We start from the raw sequence: 17,833 nt of genomic DNA, 5'->3' as shown, positions 1-17,833 counted from the left end.
CCGCGACAACGGCCACACAGCGACCGGGGGAAGAGGATGCGCGTGCGCAGCGGCCTGAGCAGCAAGGACCTGTGGCAACGATGTCGGCGTCTGGTGGACGACCTCGACCTGCCGACCCCGTTCGACACGGCCACGTTCATCGGCATGCTGGCACAGGCCCGGGGCCGGCCGATCGAGCTCGTACCGGTCGCGGCCCGCCCGCATCTTCCGTGCGGGCTGCTCGTCACCACCGACCGCGCCGACCGCATCCTCTTCCCCGCGGACACCACACCACTCCACCAGCAGCACATCCAGCTGCACGAGGTGGCCCACCTGCTGTGCGGCCATCACGAGACGTCTCCCGCGGTGTCCTCGGCCGTCGAGGTGTTACTGCCCCATCTGCCGCCTTCGCTGGTCCAGCGGGTTCTCGGACGCACCGTCTACAGCGAGCCGCAGGAGGAAGAGGCCGAGCTCGTGGCGTCGCTCATCCTGAGCCGTGCGGCTCAGCTCGACCGGGCCGGACACGCCAAGGCATCGTCGGCCGATCCGGAACAGGCCCGGCTGCACTCGCTGTTCGGCCCGCGCGGACAGCACCGGGACTCGCCCCGCAACGCGCACCGGCGGCGGCACCCGTGACCAACCTGACCGCGTCTCTCGCCGCCCTCGTCTTCCTGGTGTTCGCCGTGCACCGCCTCGTGACCACCCGCGGCGGGAGAGTGGATCCGGCCCACCGCGACGTGGCCGGGTTCGCGTTGTGTGCGGGAACGGCGATGCTGCTCAACGCCCCGGCGGTGATGGATTCGCTGGACCGGCTGCTTCCCTCGCCCGATGCCGAGCTGCTCCTCACGTACCAGCTGAACGTCGCCGCCGCCGCCTTCCTCGTACTGATCGCGCTGACCATCGATCCACCGGCGGCCGAACAGAAAGTCTTATGCCGCCGGCGCCGCATCCGCGCCGCCGTCCTCGTCCAGGCCGCGGCGGTGGGACTGTTCCTCGGCGCCGGCGTCACCACCGTCGGCGCGTCGGCGGTGGCCGCGCCCGGCCGCGGCTGGGTCCTCGCCTCGTACAACGTCCTCTTCGCCGGCTACTCCTGCTGGTGCCTGTACGTCCTCGCGCAAGCCGTGATCCGGCAGACGCGGCGCACGCCACCGGGCTCGCTGCGCACGGGCCTGAGGCTGGCCACGCTGGCCGCGGCCACCGCGGCGGTGTGGGCCCTGTGGACTCTGGACGACGCCGCCGCCAACCTCTCCCAGGGCAGCCAGGGCCTGGGCGAGGACGTCGTGTCCACGACGCTCGGCATGGTCACCGCCGTCCTCGCCACGGCCGGTGCCACGGCCACCCGATGGGGCGACCGGATCACCGCCCCGCTGCGCCGGCTGCGCGCCCGCCGCGCGCACAAGAACCTGGAACCGCTGTGGTCGGCGCTCTACGCCGAACTGCCCGAGATCGCGCTGGACCCGGACGCCGCCGTCCGGCGCCCCGGGCTGCGCCGGGCGGAGTTCGCCCTCTACCGCAGGGTCATCGAGATCCGGGACGGCAGCCTGGCCCTGAGGGCCTATCAGCAGGCGGAAGCACTCACCTGGGCCATGGAGGCGCTCGACCGCGCCGACCCGGCGGCGGCCGACCCCGAGGCCGTCCTCGAGGCCGCCGTCATCGCCGCGGCCCTGGAGAACAAGCGGGCCGGCCGCACGCACAGCGGCACACCGGACCAGCACCGCCGGACTCCGACGGCGCACCTGGAAACCACCGAGGACGAGGCGGCCTGGCTGGTTCGGGTCACTCGCGCGCTCGTCCGTTCCCGGGTGGTCGGCGACGTTCTCGACCGTATGCGCGACCACGTCGCGGCGGGAACCGAAAGCTCGGGTCGCGCCTGAGACGAGGGACATCCCCGATGTCCGCCGATGCGCCGTCAGCCAGAGTCGTTCGAGACGCCGTCAGTTGTGCACGTCCCGCGTGTTCCCTACTCCACTGCCCGCGTGACGGTCGTGGAGCAGTCCATGAACACGCTCAGATGACTGTTGCTGGTCGTGATGGTCATGGTCGTGGGCAACGCGTCCGCGACCTCGGTTTCCGCCGGCTCCAGGGACTGGAGGGCCAGAACTCTGCTCATGACTGTCTCCTTGTGGGTTGACCGGACGGCAGATTAGCTCATGTGAATGAGTTTTTGAAGGTCATTCATTTCAGTTGACATGGCGCATGCGGTTCGCCCATCGTGTGGTGCGTCAACCGGTGCGAGAAGAGCGGGCCCGACCGCTTCGCCGTACTGGACGGTCTCGTACGCGGCCCACTGGAGAGACGGATGAGGAAACCGTACGGATTCACTGTCGCCGACCCGGACTTCTACGCACCGCTGGAGAGCGCTCCCGCGCCCGGCTGGCTGTTCCGTCCGAGCCAGGTCCCGGACGGGTGGACGTCCAGCCAGGCAGGCGTGTGGACCATGTGGCTGCCCGAGGACGGCGCACTCGCCGACTGCGGCTGGAAGGTGCATGTCTCGGCCCGGCCCGACCGCCTCGACGAGGTCCTCGACATCGCCGCCGGCGTCCTCTTCGAACAGGGCACAGCCTTCAAGCACATCACCGCGGAGCTGTTCTACGAGTGGATGCACCAGAAACACGCGGCCCGTCCGCAGAGCGGCAAGTTCATCGCCGCCTATCCCCCGGATGTCGCGGCCTCACGCAAGGTGATGGAGGCGCTGAGCGAGGCGCTGAAGGATGAGGAGGGCCCGTACGTCCTCAGCGACCGGCGGTTCGGCGCATCCCGCACGGTGCACTACCGCTACGGGGCCTACCGGCGGTCCGAGCGGCTGAATCCGGACGGTACGCGCCTGCCGCTCGTCCGTGACGGCCACGGAAACCTGGTCGAGGACCAGCGTGGGGTGTCGTTCCACCTGCCGGCCGGCATAGAAGACCCCTTCGCGGAATCCGTTTCCGCCCCCTCCGAGGAACTGTCCTTCGGCGGGTTCACCTTCGAGGCCGTGCTCCGGCCCAGCAACGGCGGAGGCGCCTACCGGGGGCGCGAGAACAGCACCGGCCGCAGCGTGTTCATCAAGGAGGCACGGCCGCACACCGGCGTGAGTGCCGGCAACACCACCGCGCCCGAGCGGCTGCGGGCCGAGTGGGAGACCCTCAAGGCCCTGCACGCCGCCGCCCCCGGGCTCGCACCCGAACCGATCGCGTACTTCCGGGAGTGGGAGCACGAGTTCCTGGTCACGGAGTTCATCGAGGGCCGCACCCTGAACGCGTGGACTGTCGCCCACAACCCGAGCATCAGAACGGCACCGACGCACGACGACTTCGCCGACTACTTCGCCCGGTGCGAACGGGTCTTCACGGGGGCCCAAGAGGCCCTCGACAGGCTGCACTCCCTCGGCTTCGTATTCGTCGACGTCAGCCCCGGCAACGTGATGGCGACCGACGACGGCGCGGTCCGGCTGATCGACTTCGAGGCGGCAGCGCGCGTCGGCAGCGATTTCGCCCCCATGGGCACGCCCGGATTCAGCCCGCCCCGCAGCCTGACCGGCGCGGATCCCGAGATCTACGACCACTACGGGCTCAGCGGAATCGCCGAGTTCCTGATCTTCCCGCTGAACCTGGTCGCCCACCGCAACCCCGACGTTCTGACACATCTGCGTCATGGTATCGAGAAGACGGCGCCGGTACCGGACTCTCTGTGGACGCACGCCACCCGCTATCACACCCCGTCCGACAGCCCCTCGCTCCCCACGCCCGCGGACGTGGAAAGCGACCCGCTCACGCATCTGGCCGCACTGCGGGAAAGCACCGCGGACGCCCTCGTCGCGATGGCCGATCCGGCCCACTCGGAGCGCGTGTTCCCCACCGTCCCGGAGGGGTACCTGGCCAACACGCTGTGCGTGGCCTACGGCACGGCAGGTGTCCTGCACGCCCTGACCCGGGCCGGCCGGCCGCTGCCCGAGGGGGCGCTGGAACGGCTGCGGCGCGACGCGCTCTCGGCCGCACCGACTCTGCCACCCGGCCTGCACGTCGGCCTGTCGGGCATCGCGTGGGTCCTCGCGGACCACGGCCTGATCGAGGAAGCGGCCGACCTGCTGTCCACCGCCACCCCGCATCCCCTCGCCGCGCGGAGCGCCACCCTGTCCGAAGGCTCGGCCGGTATCGCGATGGCCCATCTCGCCCTGTACCGCCACACGGGCGACGAACGTCACCTCGACCGAGCCCTGGCCATCGCGGCCGCGCTGCCACCGGACAGCGAGCTCACCCCGTACCTCGGTCCCGACGACGCGGTCGGCCTCCTGCACGGTCGGAGCGGCATCGCCCTGATGTTGCAGCAACTCGCCCATGTCACCGGGGACAGCGGCCCGCTCGCGCGTGGCATGCGCCTGCTCCATGCGGAACTCGACCGTGCCTCCGACCCGCTCGCCCCCGACCTGTCCTTCCCGGTCTCCGCGGCCGACCGCCGCGCCATGCCGTACGTGTACAGCGGTACCGCCGGAGTCACCTTCGCGGTGTCCCGATACGCCGCCGCCGTGGATGACGAGCGGCTGGCCGGGGATCTGCCCCGGCTGCTCGCCCGGCTCGACTCGAGGTTCACCGCGATGCCCGGGCTGTACCAAGGGCTCTCGGGTCTCGGCCTGGTCCTGGCCGAGCACGCCCGTCTCACCGGCGACACCGAAGCCCGGGAGGCGGCCCTGCGCGTCGCACAGGCGTTGTACACACACGCCGTTCCGCACGCGGACGGTGTGCGGTTCCTGGGCGACCAGACGCTCCGGTTCAGCGCCGAACTCTGGAGCGGTTCCTCGGGGGTGCTGCTCTTCCTCAGCCAACTGCTCGATCCCGCCCCGGATCCCTTCTTCACCGTGGACGCGGTCCCCCGATGAGACCCCACAAGCTCCCGGCCGCGTCTGTTGTCGGCCGGGGTCACCAACAATCCGATCAGTGAAAGGAACACCACCATGCCTCAGATCCTGGAGCTTCAGGAGCTCGAGACCAGCCAGGGGCACGACGAGGACGGCGTCGAGGCCTGGAGCTCGCTCAGCGGCTTCGCCTGCGACAGCAACTTCAGCCTCATCGTCTGCTAGTAACGCCGGCCCGACAGCGTCGCACCATCGGTGGGGAGGTGTCAGGTGGCTGACACCTCCTCACCCCCGCCGAAGGAGTTCAGCCGTGGATCAGATTCTGAGACTTCAGGAGCTCACCTCCGACATCGAAGGCGCGGAGGAGGGCGCGGTGGAGATCAGCACGCCGAGCGTGATCCTCTGCAGCCCGCCGTCGTTCACCACCGCCCACTAGGGGGTCTCCGGCGGTCCTTCCACACTCCGCCGCAGGCGTCACAGCGCTCGCCTCATTAAGGAATACGCCATGCCGCAGGTTCTGCAACTTCAGGATCTCAACACCGACAACGGTCCGGACGAAGAAGGCCTCGTCGCCGCGAGCAGCATGAGCATCGCCCTCGGCTGCGAGAGCAACACGAGCGTCATCGTCTGCTGACAGCCCGCCGAACAGCCGACCAGCCCAGTGACGCACACCACCGCGTCGCTGGCTGTCGGTCCGCGTCGAGACTTCTCTGGCTGATCCCATGAACGATGTGACCGCCGTGCTGGACCAGGCCATCGCCGAGGCCTTCCGGCCGCGAACACCCGCGGTGTGCGAGATCCAGATAGCCGGCGAGCCGGGCAGCGGCCGGACACGGATGCTGGAGCAGCTGGCCGCACAGGCGCAGAAGCGCGGACTGGCTGTCGTGTGGAATCCGTCAGGCGCCCCGGCGAGCGCACGCCCCCTCGTCTGTCTCGACGACAACGGCTCGGCCGGCACCCTCCCCGTTTCGGTGCCGCTGGCCTCCGCCGTCGTCGCCCGCACCGTCCTGCCCGAACAGCCCGTCAGCGAGCGGGCGTACCGCATCGGGACCGCGCCGTTGACCCGGGAGCAGTTCGCCGGGCTGCTCGGCTCGGGGTTGTCCGTCGAGCGCCGGTGCCTGCTGTACGAGCTGACCCGCGGCCTTCCGGGCTGGCTGCCCACCCTGGCCCCGCTCAGCGACCTCGAACTGCGCGCACTGGCACGGACCGGCCTGTTCGCCGCCCCGCTTTCCCAGCACGCCCGGGAGCCCGCCTGGCTCGGCCCGGACGAACGTGAGCTCGCCCGGGCCGCGGCCGTACTGGGAGACCCCTTCGATGTGACGCTCGTCGCCACCGTCGCCCGCCGTGAGGTGGCCGCCGTGCTCCCGGCGCTGGACGCCCTCGTCGAGCGCGGCGTCATCAGCGCCCATATCGTCGGCACACCGCTGTTCCGCTTCCGCCACCCCCTGGTGCGAGCTGTCGTGTACGCCCGGATGCCGCCCGGCGCCCGGATCGCCGCGCACGCCCGGGCCGCCGAGGTGCTGGACGAGGCCGGTGCCGACCCCGTCGAACGGGCCGTTCATGTCACCCGGTCCGCCGCTCCCGGCGACCTGCCCGCGGTGCGGCTGCTCGCCGACGCGGCGGACCGCGCTCTCGGCTCGTCCCCCGAACGCGCCGTGGAATGGCTGCGCGCCGCGCGTCGGATCGCGCCGTTCGACGTGCCGTCCGCGCTGCGCCGTCGACTCGCGGTCTCCCTCTGGCAGGCGGCGGAGCACTCCGGGGATCATCGTGCGCGCCGTGAACTGCTGCCGGAACTCGGTGCTCTGGAGGACCCCACCGTCATGGCCGACCTCCGTGCCCGTCTGGCCATCGACCTGGGCAGGCATGACGAGGCACGCGAGCTCCTCGCCGGGGGCCTGCGGGCCGCTTCTGAGGACGAGGCCCCTCCCCTGCGGCTGCGGCTCGCTCTCATGGCTGCCGTCCGCGGTGAAATCCCCACCGTACGGCGGCTGCTGGCCGAGGACACGAGACCGGAGGCGGCGGCCGTGGTGGCGCTGGCCGGTGCCATGGCCGGTCACGCCACCACCTACCGTACGGGGGCGGCTGCCGCGGGGGCCTTCCTGCACGGTTTGGACGCCACGGCATTGGCGGAGCATTTGGAGACGGTCGTACGGCTGGGCTGGGCGGCGAACTTCGCCGAGGACTTCCCGGCCGCCGCCGGCCTCTTCGCCCGGGGGAGCCGGGCGGCGCGCCGGGCCGGACGGTCCGGGCTGCTGCCCCGGCTCCTGCTGGGGCACGGGTGGGCGCTGCTCGCCCTGGGGGGGCTGGAGGAGGCGCTGCGGACGGCGGAGGACTGCGAGACACGCGCGGGTACCCTGCACCGTCCCGACCTGGCCGGTCCGGCCCGTCTGCTGCGCTCGTCGGTCCTCGCGTGGCGCGACGGCCGCCGGGGGACGGCGACCGTGGCGATGGCATCGGCCATGCCCGCCCCCGAGCGGCTGTGGTGGGCCGTTGTGCCGCCCGAAGGCGTCCCCGGAGTGCCGGGCCGCGGCAACGACGTGCGCACCGAAAACGCACCCGGACGCGAGGCCCATGACCTGTGTGCCCGGGCGGATACCGCCGATGACGACGTCGCGCTGGGGCTGCTGAACGAGGCCGTGTCGGGTTTCGCCGGCCAGGGCATGGCTCTGTGGGAGTGCCGTACCCGCCTCCTGCTGTCCCGGCGGCTGGCCCGCGCCGGCCGGCTGCCGGAGGCCGCGGAGGAGGCGGGCCGCGCCAAGGCGCTGGCCGTCGCGACGAGGTCCGCGTGGCTCCGGCGTGCGGCCATCGACCAGCAGCGTGCGATCGGTGGGCGCCGGCCCCGGGCCGACACCGCCTTGACGTCCCCTTTGTCGGCCCGGGAGTCGGAGATCGTCGGGATGGTCCGGCTGGGCCTGCCGAACCGTGACATCGCGGACACGCTCGTCATCTCCGTGAAGACCGTCGAGGCGCATCTCACCCGTATCTTCCGCAAGACCGGCGTACGGTCCCGGACGGCCCTGGCCGCCGGGGCAGGCGAGAGCGCGGTGCTCAGGTGAGTCGCGGTGCCTGTGCCGTCCAGTGGCCGACGAGTGCCGCGTACGCCGGGCTGGTGGCGCCGAGTTCGGTGTGGCTGCCGAGAACGGGGTGTTCGCCGTCGAGGAGCAGGACGCGCCGGGCGCGGGCGGCGCTGGTCAGGCGGTGGGCGATCACGATGAGGGTGCCGGGGCGGGCCGCGAAGGCCGTTTCCGCCACGGCCTCGGCCGCCATGTCGAGGTGGCTGGTCGCCTCGTCCAGGACCACGACGGCGGCCGGTGAGGCGTACACGCGTACCAGCGCGATGAGTTGACGTTCCCCGCTGGAGAGCGTGCCGGCGGGATCGGTGATCTCGGCGTGGTATCCGCCGAGGCGGGTGATGAGTTCCCGCGCCCCGACCGCTTCCACGGCCCGGTCCAGCGCCTCCGTGCCCAGGTCGGGCGCGAGATAGCGGAGGTTGTCGGCGACGGTGCCAGGGAACACGTACGCCTCCTGGGGCAGCAGGGCCACCCGGCCCGCCTTCACGGGCCGCCCGGCCATGGTCACCGTGCCGTGGAGGGGTGTCTCGACGCCGGCGAGCAGTGCGGCGAGCGTCGACTTGCCGATGCCGCTGGGGCCGACGATCGCGAGATGGTCGCCGGACGGGACGGCGAGGTTCAGCTCGCGCAGCACCGGTTCGGCGTGCGGCCCGTAGGCGAAGGTCAGGTTGTGGACCTCCAGGTCCCCTTCCCGCGGCTCCTCGGCCGCCGCAAGGGGTCCGGGCTCGTCCGGGGTGTCCGAGGCCGCGGCCAGTCGGGCGGTCAGGACGCGCAGTTGGCTCCAGTAGCCGGCGACCGAGCCGGTCATCAGCTCGAGTGCGGGGATCAGGTACATCGTGACGTACATGACGGCGCCGACGACCGCGCCCGCCGACATCCCACCGCGCTGTACCAGGGCCGGTCCGGTCAGCAGCATCAGCAGGACGGGCAGGTGGCCGCCGAGGAGGATGACCGGCGTGCGGACGGCGCCGGCCCGTGCCACCGCCGAGGTGGCCGTCACAGAGGCGTCCGCCGCGCGCTCGACGTCACGGGCCGCCCGTTCCTCCGCGCCCAGTGCGGTGATGTCCCGCCCGGCGGCGAGAACCGCCCCGGTGACGGCGGCCACCTCTTCCTCGGCGGCCAGATAGAGCTGTCGGCGGCGGGTGACCGCGCGCATGCTCACCAGGAACACGGCGACGGCCGCCGCGAGGGGCACCCCGACCACGACGGCCAGCAGCGGATCCAGCACGGCCAGGCCGGTGAGCGCCGCGATCAGCGTCACGGCCAGCGGCCGGGCCGTGCGCAGCAGGGCACCGACGATGCCGCGCACCGCGTCGACCTGGCTGGTCAGCCGTGACACATCGGTCGCGTCGGCGGCGCGGACGCGGTGAACGGCGGCATACAGCGTGCCGTGCACGAGCCGCCGTACGAGTTCGTCGCGCAGCGGTTCGACGATGTGGGCCAGCGGGTCGAAGGCGGCGCGTTCGGCCACGGCCCGGACGGTGTGGAGCACGCCCAGCAGGGCCAGCCAGGCGAGGCCCGTGGCCGGGCGTCCGTCCAGGAACCCCTGGTCCAGGGCGCGCGCCAGCACCCAGCCGGAGGCCAGCGCCGGCGCCGCCTCCACGGCCGACCAGGCGGCGAGGCGCAGCGCCGGGGAGCCGGTGTCACGCAGTGCGGAGCGCAGCAGGCGCAGCCCGGGACGCCAGTCGGCGATCTCGGTCACGACGGATCCTCCTCGGCGATGGCGAACACCGCCCGGTAGGCGGGGTCCGGCCAGAGTTCGGTGTGCGGGGCCACCGCGCGGACACGGCCGTCCGCGAGCCATACGACCAGGTCGCAGCGGGCGGCGGTGGTGACGCGGTGGGCCACGACGAGTCTCGTCCGGCCGGCCAGGGCGTTGGTGACGGCCGCGCTGACCTCGGCCTCGGTGACGGTGTCGAGGCCGGAGGTGGCGTCGTCGAGGACGTAGACGAGCGCGTCGCGGGTCAGGGTCCGGGCGAGGCCGACGCGTTGCCGTTCACCGCCGGACATGGGGGCGGATGCCAGCGGGGTGTCGTAACCGTCGGGCAGGCGCCGGATGAAGCCGTCCGCGCGCGCGACCTGGGCGGCCCGTTCCACTGCCGCACGGGAGGTGTCCGGGCGGCCGTAGGCGATGGTGTCGTGCAGCGTGGTTCCGATGAGTTCCGGGCGTTCGAAGGCGTAGGCGACGGCGTGGCGCAGTTCGGCGGCCGTCAGCTCGCGCACCCGGATGCCGTCGAGGAGCACATCGCCCTCGTCCGGTTCGGTGAGCCGGCCGGGCAGGCCGGCGAGCAGGCTCTTGCCGGAGGCTGTGCGGCCCACGAGTGCGGCCGAGACGCCGGCCGGGATGTCGAGGTCGATGCCGTCCAGCAGGACCTCGTCGTCCCGACGCACGGTGACCTTGCGCAGGCTCAGCGCGCCCTGGGCGGCGGTCGGGGCCGCGGCCTTCCCCCGGCCGTAGGCCTGGGGTGGGGTGGCGAGTGCGGCGGCCAAGCGGCGTGCGGCGGCGCTGGCCTGGGCCAGCATCAGCTGCGTGTCGATCTGCTGGAGTGCCTGGAAGGCGAGTTGGAGGTAGCCGGTGACGGCGAGCAGCTGTGCGGGGGACAACCGGCCCTGGGTGACGCCGAGTCCGGCGACCGCCAGGACGAGGGCCTCGGTCAGCGACAGCAGGAGGCCGAACTGCCAGACGGTGCCCCGCTGTAGTCGCCACATCCGCCACCCCGCGGCCGACAGGTCCGGCAGTGGCCGCAGCACACGCGCCCGTTCCGCGTCGATTGTGTCGGATGCGCGTATGGTCCGGGCGCCGGAGAGCGCCGTGAGGAGCCGGTTGGCGATCTCGGCCTGCGCGGCCAGGTACGCGGAGTGGGTCCGTGTGACCCGGCCGATGAACCGGCGGGCGATGACGACCGTGATCGGGGCCGCCAGGCTGAAGGCGAGGGCGGAGCGCCAGTCCGTGGTCCACAGCCAGGCGAGTGCGGCGAGCGAACCGGTCAGTGTCACCGCCGACTGCGCGAGAGCCATCGGCAGCATGCCGGCCTGGGCGGCCGCCTGGGTGATCTGGGTGACGGACTCGCCGTGCGGCTGGGGCTGTCCGGCTCCGAGGCCGATGAGATGCCGGGCCAGGCGCATGCGCAGCCGTCGGGCGCCGCGTGCGGCGCCGGAGGCGCCCAGCGGCATCATGACCGTCTCGCAGAGAGCGCCGAGCGTCACCACCGCCGCCCAGCGCGTCGCGGGGCCGGGGTCGCTCGAGCCGTGCAGGACCCCGTTGACCGCGACCGCGAGCAGGGCGGGCGCGGCGAGGGCGGTGGCGCTGCGCACCAGCATGAGTACGGCGAGGAGCGTGAGCCGGCCTCGTGTCTCGCGGGCGGCATCCCACAGCAGGGAACGGCCGGACGGGATGGCCGCGGCGGCGAGAACCTCAGGCAACGGGCTGCTTCTTCGCATCGACGGCGCTGTTGCGCCCCCGCTTGCCCAGCACGCGGGCGGCGGTGTTCAGGATCGCCGGCAGGCCGGGCATACCGGACGGGCTGACGGTGCCGCGGTGGGCCGAGACCGCGGGGCTCATGGGCACCACGTGGTAGCCGTCCTCCTTCAGAAGCCGCAGATTGCGCTGCACGGCCGGCCGGGCCAGGGCGTTCTCCGGAATGCTCGGTGCGATCAGTACCGGTGCGCTCGTGCACAGAACGGTGGTCAGGGCGAGGCTGTCGGCCATGCCGGCCGCACACTTCGCGACGAAGTTGGTGGTGGCCGGGGCGGCGATCACGAGGTCCGGCCACTCGGCCAGCTCCTGGTGGGGTACGACGCCCCGCTCGGTGGACCAGCCAGGGCCTTCGACGGGGGCCTGTGTCACGGCGGCCAGCGCGCTCCTGGACACGAGCCGGTCGGCCGAATAGGTGAGGCAGACGCGGACGGACCAGCCGTACCGGAACCGCAGGGCCATGGCCCATTCGGGAAGGGCGGTGACGCCGATGGCGCCGGAGGACACGAACAGCACGCGTCCCCGCTCCAGCGTCACTCCGGGCAGCCCCCGCCCGGGGGCGGGGCGTCCGGAGGACGGCTGCGTCACGGCCTCGTCCTGCGGTTCCGGCACGGTGGTTCCTCTCGGTCGGCCATGTAGTCGGCCATGGATACGGACGTCAGGTCAGTTGGTCACCGGGCAGGTGACGCCGCAGGTGGCTCCGGTGTCGCAGGTGATCCCCCCGCAGGTCGTGGGCACGCCCTCCACCTGGCCCGGAGCGGGCAGGAGCTGGAGCGCGTCGGGATCGAATTCCATGTCGTCGCCTTTCCGCAGTGGTTGTCCCAAGGCCATGCCGGCCTTCCGATCGGACGCCGGGACATGTCAGCCGGACGTCTGGGTGCAGGTGCCGCCCTGGTGGCACGTGTCGGCACAGGTGGCGGTGCAGACGGCGGCGGTCTCCTCTCCCGAGAGGAGTTGGAGCGCGTCGATGTCGATGTCGATGTCCATGTGCGAGACCTTTCGGAGGTGAACTTGAGCGGTGTTCCGGTGCGGCTCGGTGCGTCACGCGTCCGTACGCCCGCAGGTGCCGTCGCAGGTGAAGCCGTTGCAGCTGCCGAGGCAGGTGAACCAGCAGATGGCGGCGGTCTCCGCGGCGGGGAGGAGCTGCAACGCGTCGAGATCGATGTCCATGTCTCTTCCTCTGTCTCTCGTCAGTCTCTTGTCGGTCTCTTGTCGATCGTCGGAGTGGGTGTGATCACCGAGGTCAGGACCACGGCATCCAGGGGCGAGGGCCGCCGTGTGCGAGCCTCAGCAGGAACTGGACCGGGCCGCCCAGGCCGGTCTGGTAGTCGGCCCGGAGCGTGGAGCCCGTCTCGTCGGGAATGACGAGCAGGCCGTCCCGAACGGTGTGCCGTTGGTACAGCACACCGGCCAGGTCCTCGGCCCAGCGGCGGTACGGTCCGTCAGGGACCGCCTCCGCGAGGTCGAGCAGGAATTCGCCGTCGCCGGCCAGCCCGTGGCAGGCGGCGGTGGGCGAGGACCAGCGGACCCGATGGACGGCCGTGGCCGCCTCCTTCGCCAGTTCCAGGCAGGCGTCGTCGCCGGTGGCCTGCGCCAGGCTCAGCAGGAACGTGCCGACACCCGAGGAACCGCTGCACCAGTGGTAGAGCAGCCCCGTGCCGGGCTCCTGCGCCGCGTCGGAGCGCCAGCGGGCGCCCCAGGGACCGCGTTCCGCCTCGGCCACCAGGGTCTGCCCCGCGGCGGTGGCGAGGTCGGCGTACCGCTGGTCTCCGGTCTCGTGCGCCGCGTGCAGCAGGAAGGCCCCGATGCCGGCCACACCGTGGGCGAAGCCGAGGTGGCGGGCACCGGCGAGTGCGGAGTCGAAGCCGTCCGGTACGGGCCACACAACCCCCCGTGCCGTGGTCTCCGCGACCGCCACCAGACGGTCCGCGCACTCCACCGCACGCTCCAGGAACTCCTCCCGCCCGGTGCGGTACCGGAAGCGCAGCTGGGCGAGACCGGCTCCGGCGACCCCGTGGCACACGTCCGGGTTGGGCCAGGACACGGGGACGGACAGGGCGAGTTCGGCGGCGCGGTCGGCGAGGCCGGTGTCGCCGAGATGGCGAGCGGCGTCGTACAGCGCCCAGGCGACACCCGAGCGGCCGAAGTAGAGGCCGGGAAGGACGCGGGGCACATCAATGCTTCTGGCATCGATCCATTCGGCGACCCGCGCGACCGCGTCCCGCAGGTCGCCCCGGTCCAGCAGTTCGCCGGCGCGGACGAGGGTCCCCAGGACACCCGCCGCCCCGTGCTGGACGGCGCACGGGTCGGCCTTGTCGCCGAACGGCCCGGCAGGCCACAGCCGCTTCGGCCCGTCGGCCGGGTCCGCCATGGTGCGCAGCACGTACGTCAGCCCGTCGTCGACGAGCCGCAGCCACTCGGCCCGCGCCGCCGGCCGCGTGCCGGGTTCGCGGACGGTCCCTGGCTCGCACCCTGGCTCGCCCAGGCCGTCCAGGAAGTCCTGGACGCGCCGCACGCTCCAGCGCCGGGCCGGGTCTTCCCGCGTGAGGCCGACCACGGCAGGCGCCAGCAGCCGCGCCGCGGGGCGCTCCGCGGTGACCGCCTCCAGCAGCGAGCGGATCCGTTCGCTGTGCGTGCGGAGATCTGGTTCGTCCGCGGCGAAGACGGGTGCGACACCGGTGGCCACGTAGCACAGCACCGTGCCGAGCGAGTAGAGATCCGACTCCGGGCCGAAGGCGGGACCGTACCGCGGCCCGGCGAACTGCTCCGGGGAGGCGAAGCCGGGAGTCATCGCTCGCGTGATCCACGTTCCGGGAGCGGTGCCCCACTCGGGATCGATCAGCACCAGCCGCCGCTCGGGAGTGACCATCACGTTGTTGGGCGTGAAGTCCTGGTAGACGAGACCCCGCCGGTGCACCTCGGCGAGCAGCCGGGTCAGGTCCGCCGCGAGCGCGACGGCCTCGGCGGGGACCATTCCGCTGTCGTCCGGCGCCTCCACCCCGCGCGTGCGGACCCACTGCGCGAGCGGCTCCCCCGCGACCAGGCCCTCGACAAGGAACGCGTGGCCGTCCTGGTCGAACTCGTGCACCAACTCGGGGCACACGCTCGCCAGTTCCGACAGGTTGCGGGCCTCACGGCGCAGCAGCACCCGGGCGTCCTCCCCGGTCAGGCCGCCGCCCACGTGAGCTCTCGCCTGCTTGACGACCACCTCGCGCCCGGTTTTGCGGTCCAGCGCCCGGTAGACACCACCGCGCGCGGAGTGGCGGATCGCCTCGCGCACCTCGAACCGGTCGTCCAGCAGCACCGGCCCGGGCACGGCCGGAGGCTTCGCCGCCCGCCCCGGCGGCCCGGCGAACGGCAGAGCCGCCCACTCGGGGGGAGCGAACCACGCCTTGCGATGGTCGGTCACCAAGGTGCCGTCGGGCGCCTCGATCCGCGCCTCGTACGAGCCGTCGTCGGTCAGGACCGGCTTCCCGCGGAACGCCCCGTACCGGTAATGGACCAGGCTGCCCTTGCGGTACGGACGATCAGAGAGGATCGCCGGCCCCGGCAGGCCGGCCGTAGCCGCGTCGAGTTCCCCGGCCAGCGACCTGAACTGATCGTCGTCGCGGGGATACGCGGTGATGATCTTGCCGCACTGAGCACGGTCGTAACCGGCCGACGTCATCTCATCGACAAGCCGCAGGCTGCCCGCGAACTTGAAGGAGCAGCCCGCGGCGACGAGAACCTCGGCCGCGCGGTGCAGGACATGCGGCACTGACAGCGGTGTCGCCGAGACATGGAGCTTCCAGCCCTGGATCCGCGCCCGGCCGGCCGGCGGACTGACATGGCACCAGGTGTCGGTCTCCTCGACCGTCCACTCGCCCTCGCCCAGTTCGACGAGGACGGAGCGCACGAGGCTGTGCAACGGAAAGGTGAGCACGGGACGGCTTTCTGTCCGGTTCGACGGGAAGGCGTCACCGCTGGTGCCTGTCGGGGTCCACGGCTGAGGCGAGCGGCCCGGGAGGCGGCGCGGCGGCGCCATGTGCATCGTGACCGCGGAGTGCCGGTGCCGACATCGGGGGAATCCCCACAACCTCGCGCTCGGCGTGGACCCTGCACCCGGGAACAGACCAGTCCCAGCGCGGATCCCGCAGCGGGTACGACAACAGGGTCGGCCCCCATGGGAGGCCGTAGCCACCCACCGCGGGAGCCGCGGGCAGCCGGTCGTCGGGCAGGATCCGGGCGAGCGCCTCGCGGACGAAAGGCTCGATCGACCGGCCGCGCCGGCTGGTCCAGCTCTCCCGGACCCGCCAAGGTCAGATCGCCCCGCCCTCGCTCGACCTCCTGCATGGACGGGCCGAGCAGGTGCACCCGGTGGCAGCGGTCCTTCGATGGACGCAGCGATACGGGCAGCTCCGCGGCCACGATCCGTTTGTCCGTGAGCAGCTCCAGGGCTCGCTTCACCGGCGTGGCGCCGATCCCGCCGGCCGCGCGGGCGAAGGTGCGCTCGCCGCTGCCGATCGCCGCCAGCGCTGTACGGGCCTGAGCCTGCGGGGCAATTCGGCGGCCAGCGAGCGTTCGGCCGACACCAGCAGGGCCGAGACCGGATCGCTCAGCGCCTCGCCGGGGAGCCTGGTACTAACAGCAATGTTAGTAACGTTTATGTGAGCAACATGCTCGGCGAGACCTCGGCGCGGCGGGCGACCGCGCGCAAGGCCACTCCCGCGCCGCCGTCCTCGACTGGCCGATTTCGGCCAGGACGCCGCAGCCTGCCGCAGCCCGGCAAATGACCCAGCAGGGCGGCACAGGATTGGACCAGACATCTGGAATGCTTCGCCCATATCGTCGAAAATGCAATCACAACCGACACGCATCGACCGCCAGGGCCTTTGCCCGCCGCCCCCACGCCTGAGGAACCCATGCGAGCCATCACCGTCCAGGACCGCGACGCCGGCATCGGCGGCCTCACCCTGACCGAGCTGCCCCACCCGCACGCCGCCGAGAACGACGTGATCGTCCGCGTGCACGCCGCCGGCTTCACCCCGGGCGAGCTGACCTGGCCCGGCACCTGGACCGACCGGGCCGGTCGCGACCGTACGCCGTCCGTGCCCGGCCACGAGCTGTCCGGTGTGGTCACCGAGCTCGGCTACGGCACCACCGGCCTGACCGTCGGACAGCGTGTCTTCGGGCTCGCCGACTGGGCCCGCAACGGCTCGCTGGCCGAGTACACCGCAGTCGAAGCCCGCAACCTCGCCCCGCTCCCCGCCGACGTCGACCACACCACGGCCGCCGCCCTGCCCATCTCCGGACTCACCGCCTGGCAGGGCCTCTTCGACCACGGCCGCCTCACCACCGGACAGACCGTGTTGATCCACGGCGCCGCGGGCGGCGTCGGCTCCCTCGCCGTGCAGCTCGCCCGGGAGGTGGGCGCCCGGGTGTTCGGCACCGGCCGCGCCGACGACCGGGACACCGCGCTGGAACTCGGCGCGGACACGTTCATGGACCTGCACGCCGAGCGCCTGGAGGACATCGGCGAGGTGGACGTCGTATTCGATGTGATCGGTGGCGAGATCCTGGAGCGCTCCACGGCGCTGGTGCGGGCCGGCGGCACGCTGGTCACCATCGCGGAGCCGGTCACCGTCCACCCCACGGACGGACGCGCGGTCTTCTTCGTCGTCGAACCCGACCGGGTCCGCCTCGCCGACCTGGCGCAGCGGCTGCGCGAGGGGCGGCTCAAGCCGATCGTCGGAGCGGTACGGCCGCTACAAGAGGCGGCCGCCGCCTTCGCGCCCGAAAAGCGAACCCCCGGCAAGACGATCATCCAGGTCGCCGAAGACGAGTAAGACTGCCAGGCGTGGCGCTGGTGGCTGCTGAACGGCGGGATGGACGGCGTCGAGTGGATCCCGTCCCGGCAGCTCCCGGCCCTGACCCGGTGCACGTCCATGGTCTGGGCGACTGAGTCGGCGTGCTACGTCAGGGGCAGTTGTCCGATGCGAGTCTCAAGTGCGCTCGCATCGACCAGGAAGGGCCGGTCGACCTGCCGGAAGAGGCCCGCTACACGTTTAAGCGGAATACCTGCGGGCTGATCCTGACCTGCGACGGAGCCCCCTCCAGGACTCTGACCTGGAATTTCCGCGTTGGCATGCGTTGACTCCCGACTGCCGTTTACGGGTGTCCCGCGGACTGGCTGCGGACTGGTCGGGTGTCCCGAGTCAGAGCAATCCATGGCACACCGGCGGAACCTGCAACGAGACTGCGCAGGTGAGCGACTCCTACCCCTGTACCTGCTGCGGCACCGCGTGCTCGCAGACATGCCCGGCTCCTACGAGATCTGCCCCGTCTGCTTCTGGGAGGACGACGGGGTCCAGTTCCGCTGGCCGACCATGGGCGACGGAGCGAACTAGTGTGATGCGCCGGAAATCGCGGGCTTAAGTCTCTTGCTGGTTTTCGGTGGCTGGCGGAGTGACCTTGGTGAGGTAGTCGGCGAGGGATTTG

At 72.1% G+C, this 17,833-nt stretch carries 17 protein-coding genes and 1 pseudogene; 9 read left to right on the top strand and 9 right to left on the bottom strand.

Translation table 11 applies throughout. The features are described 5' to 3' along the window. The first annotated feature begins 36 nt into the window (after positions 1-36). Positions 37-615 carry a ParH-like protein gene (locus ABTY62_RS13960; protein WP_352129652.1) on the top strand — a complete coding sequence of 193 codons (579 nt, stop codon included), beginning with the start codon at positions 37-39 and terminating at the stop codon, positions 613-615. Then, positions 612-1,853: an MAB_1171c family putative transporter gene (locus ABTY62_RS13955; protein WP_352129651.1), complete on the top strand. Its 1,242-nt coding sequence runs from the start codon at positions 612-614 to the stop codon at positions 1,851-1,853. The genes ABTY62_RS13960 and ABTY62_RS13955 overlap by 4 nt, the downstream gene beginning before the upstream one ends. Positions 1,854-1,939: 86 nt before the next feature. Here ABTY62_RS13955 and ABTY62_RS13950 read toward each other — a convergent pair whose 3' ends face one another. Beyond that, positions 1,940-2,089: a class III lanthipeptide gene (locus ABTY62_RS13950; protein ID WP_352129650.1), complete on the bottom strand. Its 150-nt coding sequence runs from the start codon at positions 2,087-2,089 to the stop codon at positions 1,940-1,942. Between the two features lie 189 nt (positions 2,090-2,278). Between ABTY62_RS13950 and lanKC the strand changes: the two genes are divergently transcribed. The 5 genes from lanKC (at position 2,279) to ABTY62_RS13925 (ending at position 7,866) form a co-directional block, all read left to right on the top strand. Further along, positions 2,279-4,834 carry a class III lanthionine synthetase LanKC gene (gene lanKC, locus ABTY62_RS13945; protein WP_352129649.1) on the top strand — a complete coding sequence of 852 codons (2,556 nt, stop codon included), beginning with the start codon at positions 2,279-2,281 and terminating at the stop codon, positions 4,832-4,834. A gap of 75 nt (positions 4,835-4,909) precedes the next feature. Beyond that, positions 4,910-5,035: a SapB/AmfS family lanthipeptide gene (locus ABTY62_RS13940; protein ID WP_352129648.1), complete on the top strand. Its 126-nt coding sequence runs from the start codon at positions 4,910-4,912 to the stop codon at positions 5,033-5,035. An 85-nt stretch (positions 5,036-5,120) separates the two neighbouring features. Then, complete coding sequence (locus ABTY62_RS13935) at positions 5,121-5,246, top strand: hypothetical protein (protein WP_352129647.1); 126 nt, start codon at positions 5,121-5,123, stop codon at positions 5,244-5,246. A gap of 69 nt (positions 5,247-5,315) precedes the next feature. After that, a complete protein-coding gene (locus ABTY62_RS13930) occupies positions 5,316-5,444 on the top strand; it encodes a SapB/AmfS family lanthipeptide (RefSeq protein ID WP_311727557.1) in 129 nt (42 codons plus the stop codon). Between the two features lie 88 nt (positions 5,445-5,532). After that, the gene (locus ABTY62_RS13925) at positions 5,533-7,866 is read left to right on the top strand and encodes a helix-turn-helix transcriptional regulator (RefSeq protein WP_352129646.1); all 2,334 of its coding nucleotides are present in this window, start codon (positions 5,533-5,535) and stop codon (positions 7,864-7,866) included. Here ABTY62_RS13925 and ABTY62_RS13920 read toward each other — a convergent pair. From ABTY62_RS13920 to ABTY62_RS13885, 8 genes and pseudogenes are all read right to left on the bottom strand, one after another. After that, positions 7,859-9,583, bottom strand: coding sequence for an ABC transporter ATP-binding protein (locus tag ABTY62_RS13920; RefSeq protein ID WP_352129645.1), 1,725 nt, complete (start codon positions 9,581-9,583; stop codon positions 7,859-7,861). The two genes, ABTY62_RS13925 and ABTY62_RS13920, sit on opposite strands and share 8 nt — an antisense overlap. Beyond that, positions 9,580-11,304 carry an ABC transporter ATP-binding protein gene (locus ABTY62_RS13915; protein WP_352129644.1) on the bottom strand — a complete coding sequence of 575 codons (1,725 nt, stop codon included), beginning with the start codon at positions 11,302-11,304 and terminating at the stop codon, positions 9,580-9,582. Before ABTY62_RS13915 ends, ABTY62_RS13920 begins: the two co-directional genes overlap by 4 nt. Continuing rightward, complete coding sequence (locus ABTY62_RS13910; protein ID WP_352129643.1) at positions 11,297-11,968, bottom strand: flavoprotein; 672 nt, start codon at positions 11,966-11,968, stop codon at positions 11,297-11,299. The genes ABTY62_RS13915 and ABTY62_RS13910 overlap by 8 nt, the downstream gene beginning before the upstream one ends. Before the next feature lie 51 nt (positions 11,969-12,019). After that, positions 12,020-12,151, bottom strand: coding sequence for an ALQxL family class IV lanthipeptide (locus ABTY62_RS13905; protein ID WP_352129642.1), 132 nt, complete (start codon positions 12,149-12,151; stop codon positions 12,020-12,022). A gap of 66 nt (positions 12,152-12,217) precedes the next feature. After that, complete coding sequence (locus ABTY62_RS13900) at positions 12,218-12,343, bottom strand: ALQxL family class IV lanthipeptide (RefSeq protein ID WP_352129641.1); 126 nt, start codon at positions 12,341-12,343, stop codon at positions 12,218-12,220. Between the two features lie 54 nt (positions 12,344-12,397). Further along, entirely contained in the window at positions 12,398-12,526 is a 129-nt protein-coding gene (locus tag ABTY62_RS13895) for an ALQxL family class IV lanthipeptide (RefSeq protein WP_311727550.1), read from the bottom strand. Positions 12,527-12,599: 73 nt separating this feature from the next. After that, positions 12,600-15,278 (bottom strand): class IV lanthionine synthetase LanL, encoded by a 2,679-nt coding sequence (gene lanL / locus ABTY62_RS13890; RefSeq protein ID WP_352129640.1) that lies wholly within the window; start codon positions 15,276-15,278, stop codon positions 12,600-12,602. A 250-nt stretch (positions 15,279-15,528) separates the two neighbouring features. Then, positions 15,529-15,960 (bottom strand): annotated as a pseudogene (locus ABTY62_RS13885) (ATP-binding protein); the annotation flags it as partial. A gap of 297 nt (positions 15,961-16,257) precedes the next feature. Here ABTY62_RS13885 and ABTY62_RS13880 point away from each other — a divergent pair. Together ABTY62_RS13880 and ABTY62_RS13875 are read left to right on the top strand one after the other, a co-directional pair. Then, entirely contained in the window at positions 16,258-17,181 is a 924-nt protein-coding gene (locus ABTY62_RS13880) for an NADP-dependent oxidoreductase (RefSeq protein WP_352129639.1), read from the top strand. A 468-nt stretch (positions 17,182-17,649) separates the two neighbouring features. Further along, positions 17,650-17,742, top strand: coding sequence for a CPCC family cysteine-rich protein (locus ABTY62_RS13875; RefSeq protein ID WP_352129638.1), 93 nt, complete (start codon positions 17,650-17,652; stop codon positions 17,740-17,742). The last annotated feature ends 91 nt before the right edge of the window (positions 17,743-17,833 follow it).

The organism is Streptomyces sp. NPDC097640 (genome assembly GCF_040302705.1).
Lineage (GTDB): Bacteria > Actinomycetota > Actinomycetes > Streptomycetales > Streptomycetaceae > Streptomyces.
The sequence above is the reverse complement of the archived record's forward strand: the minus strand, read 5'-3'. Positions and strand labels throughout refer to the sequence as shown.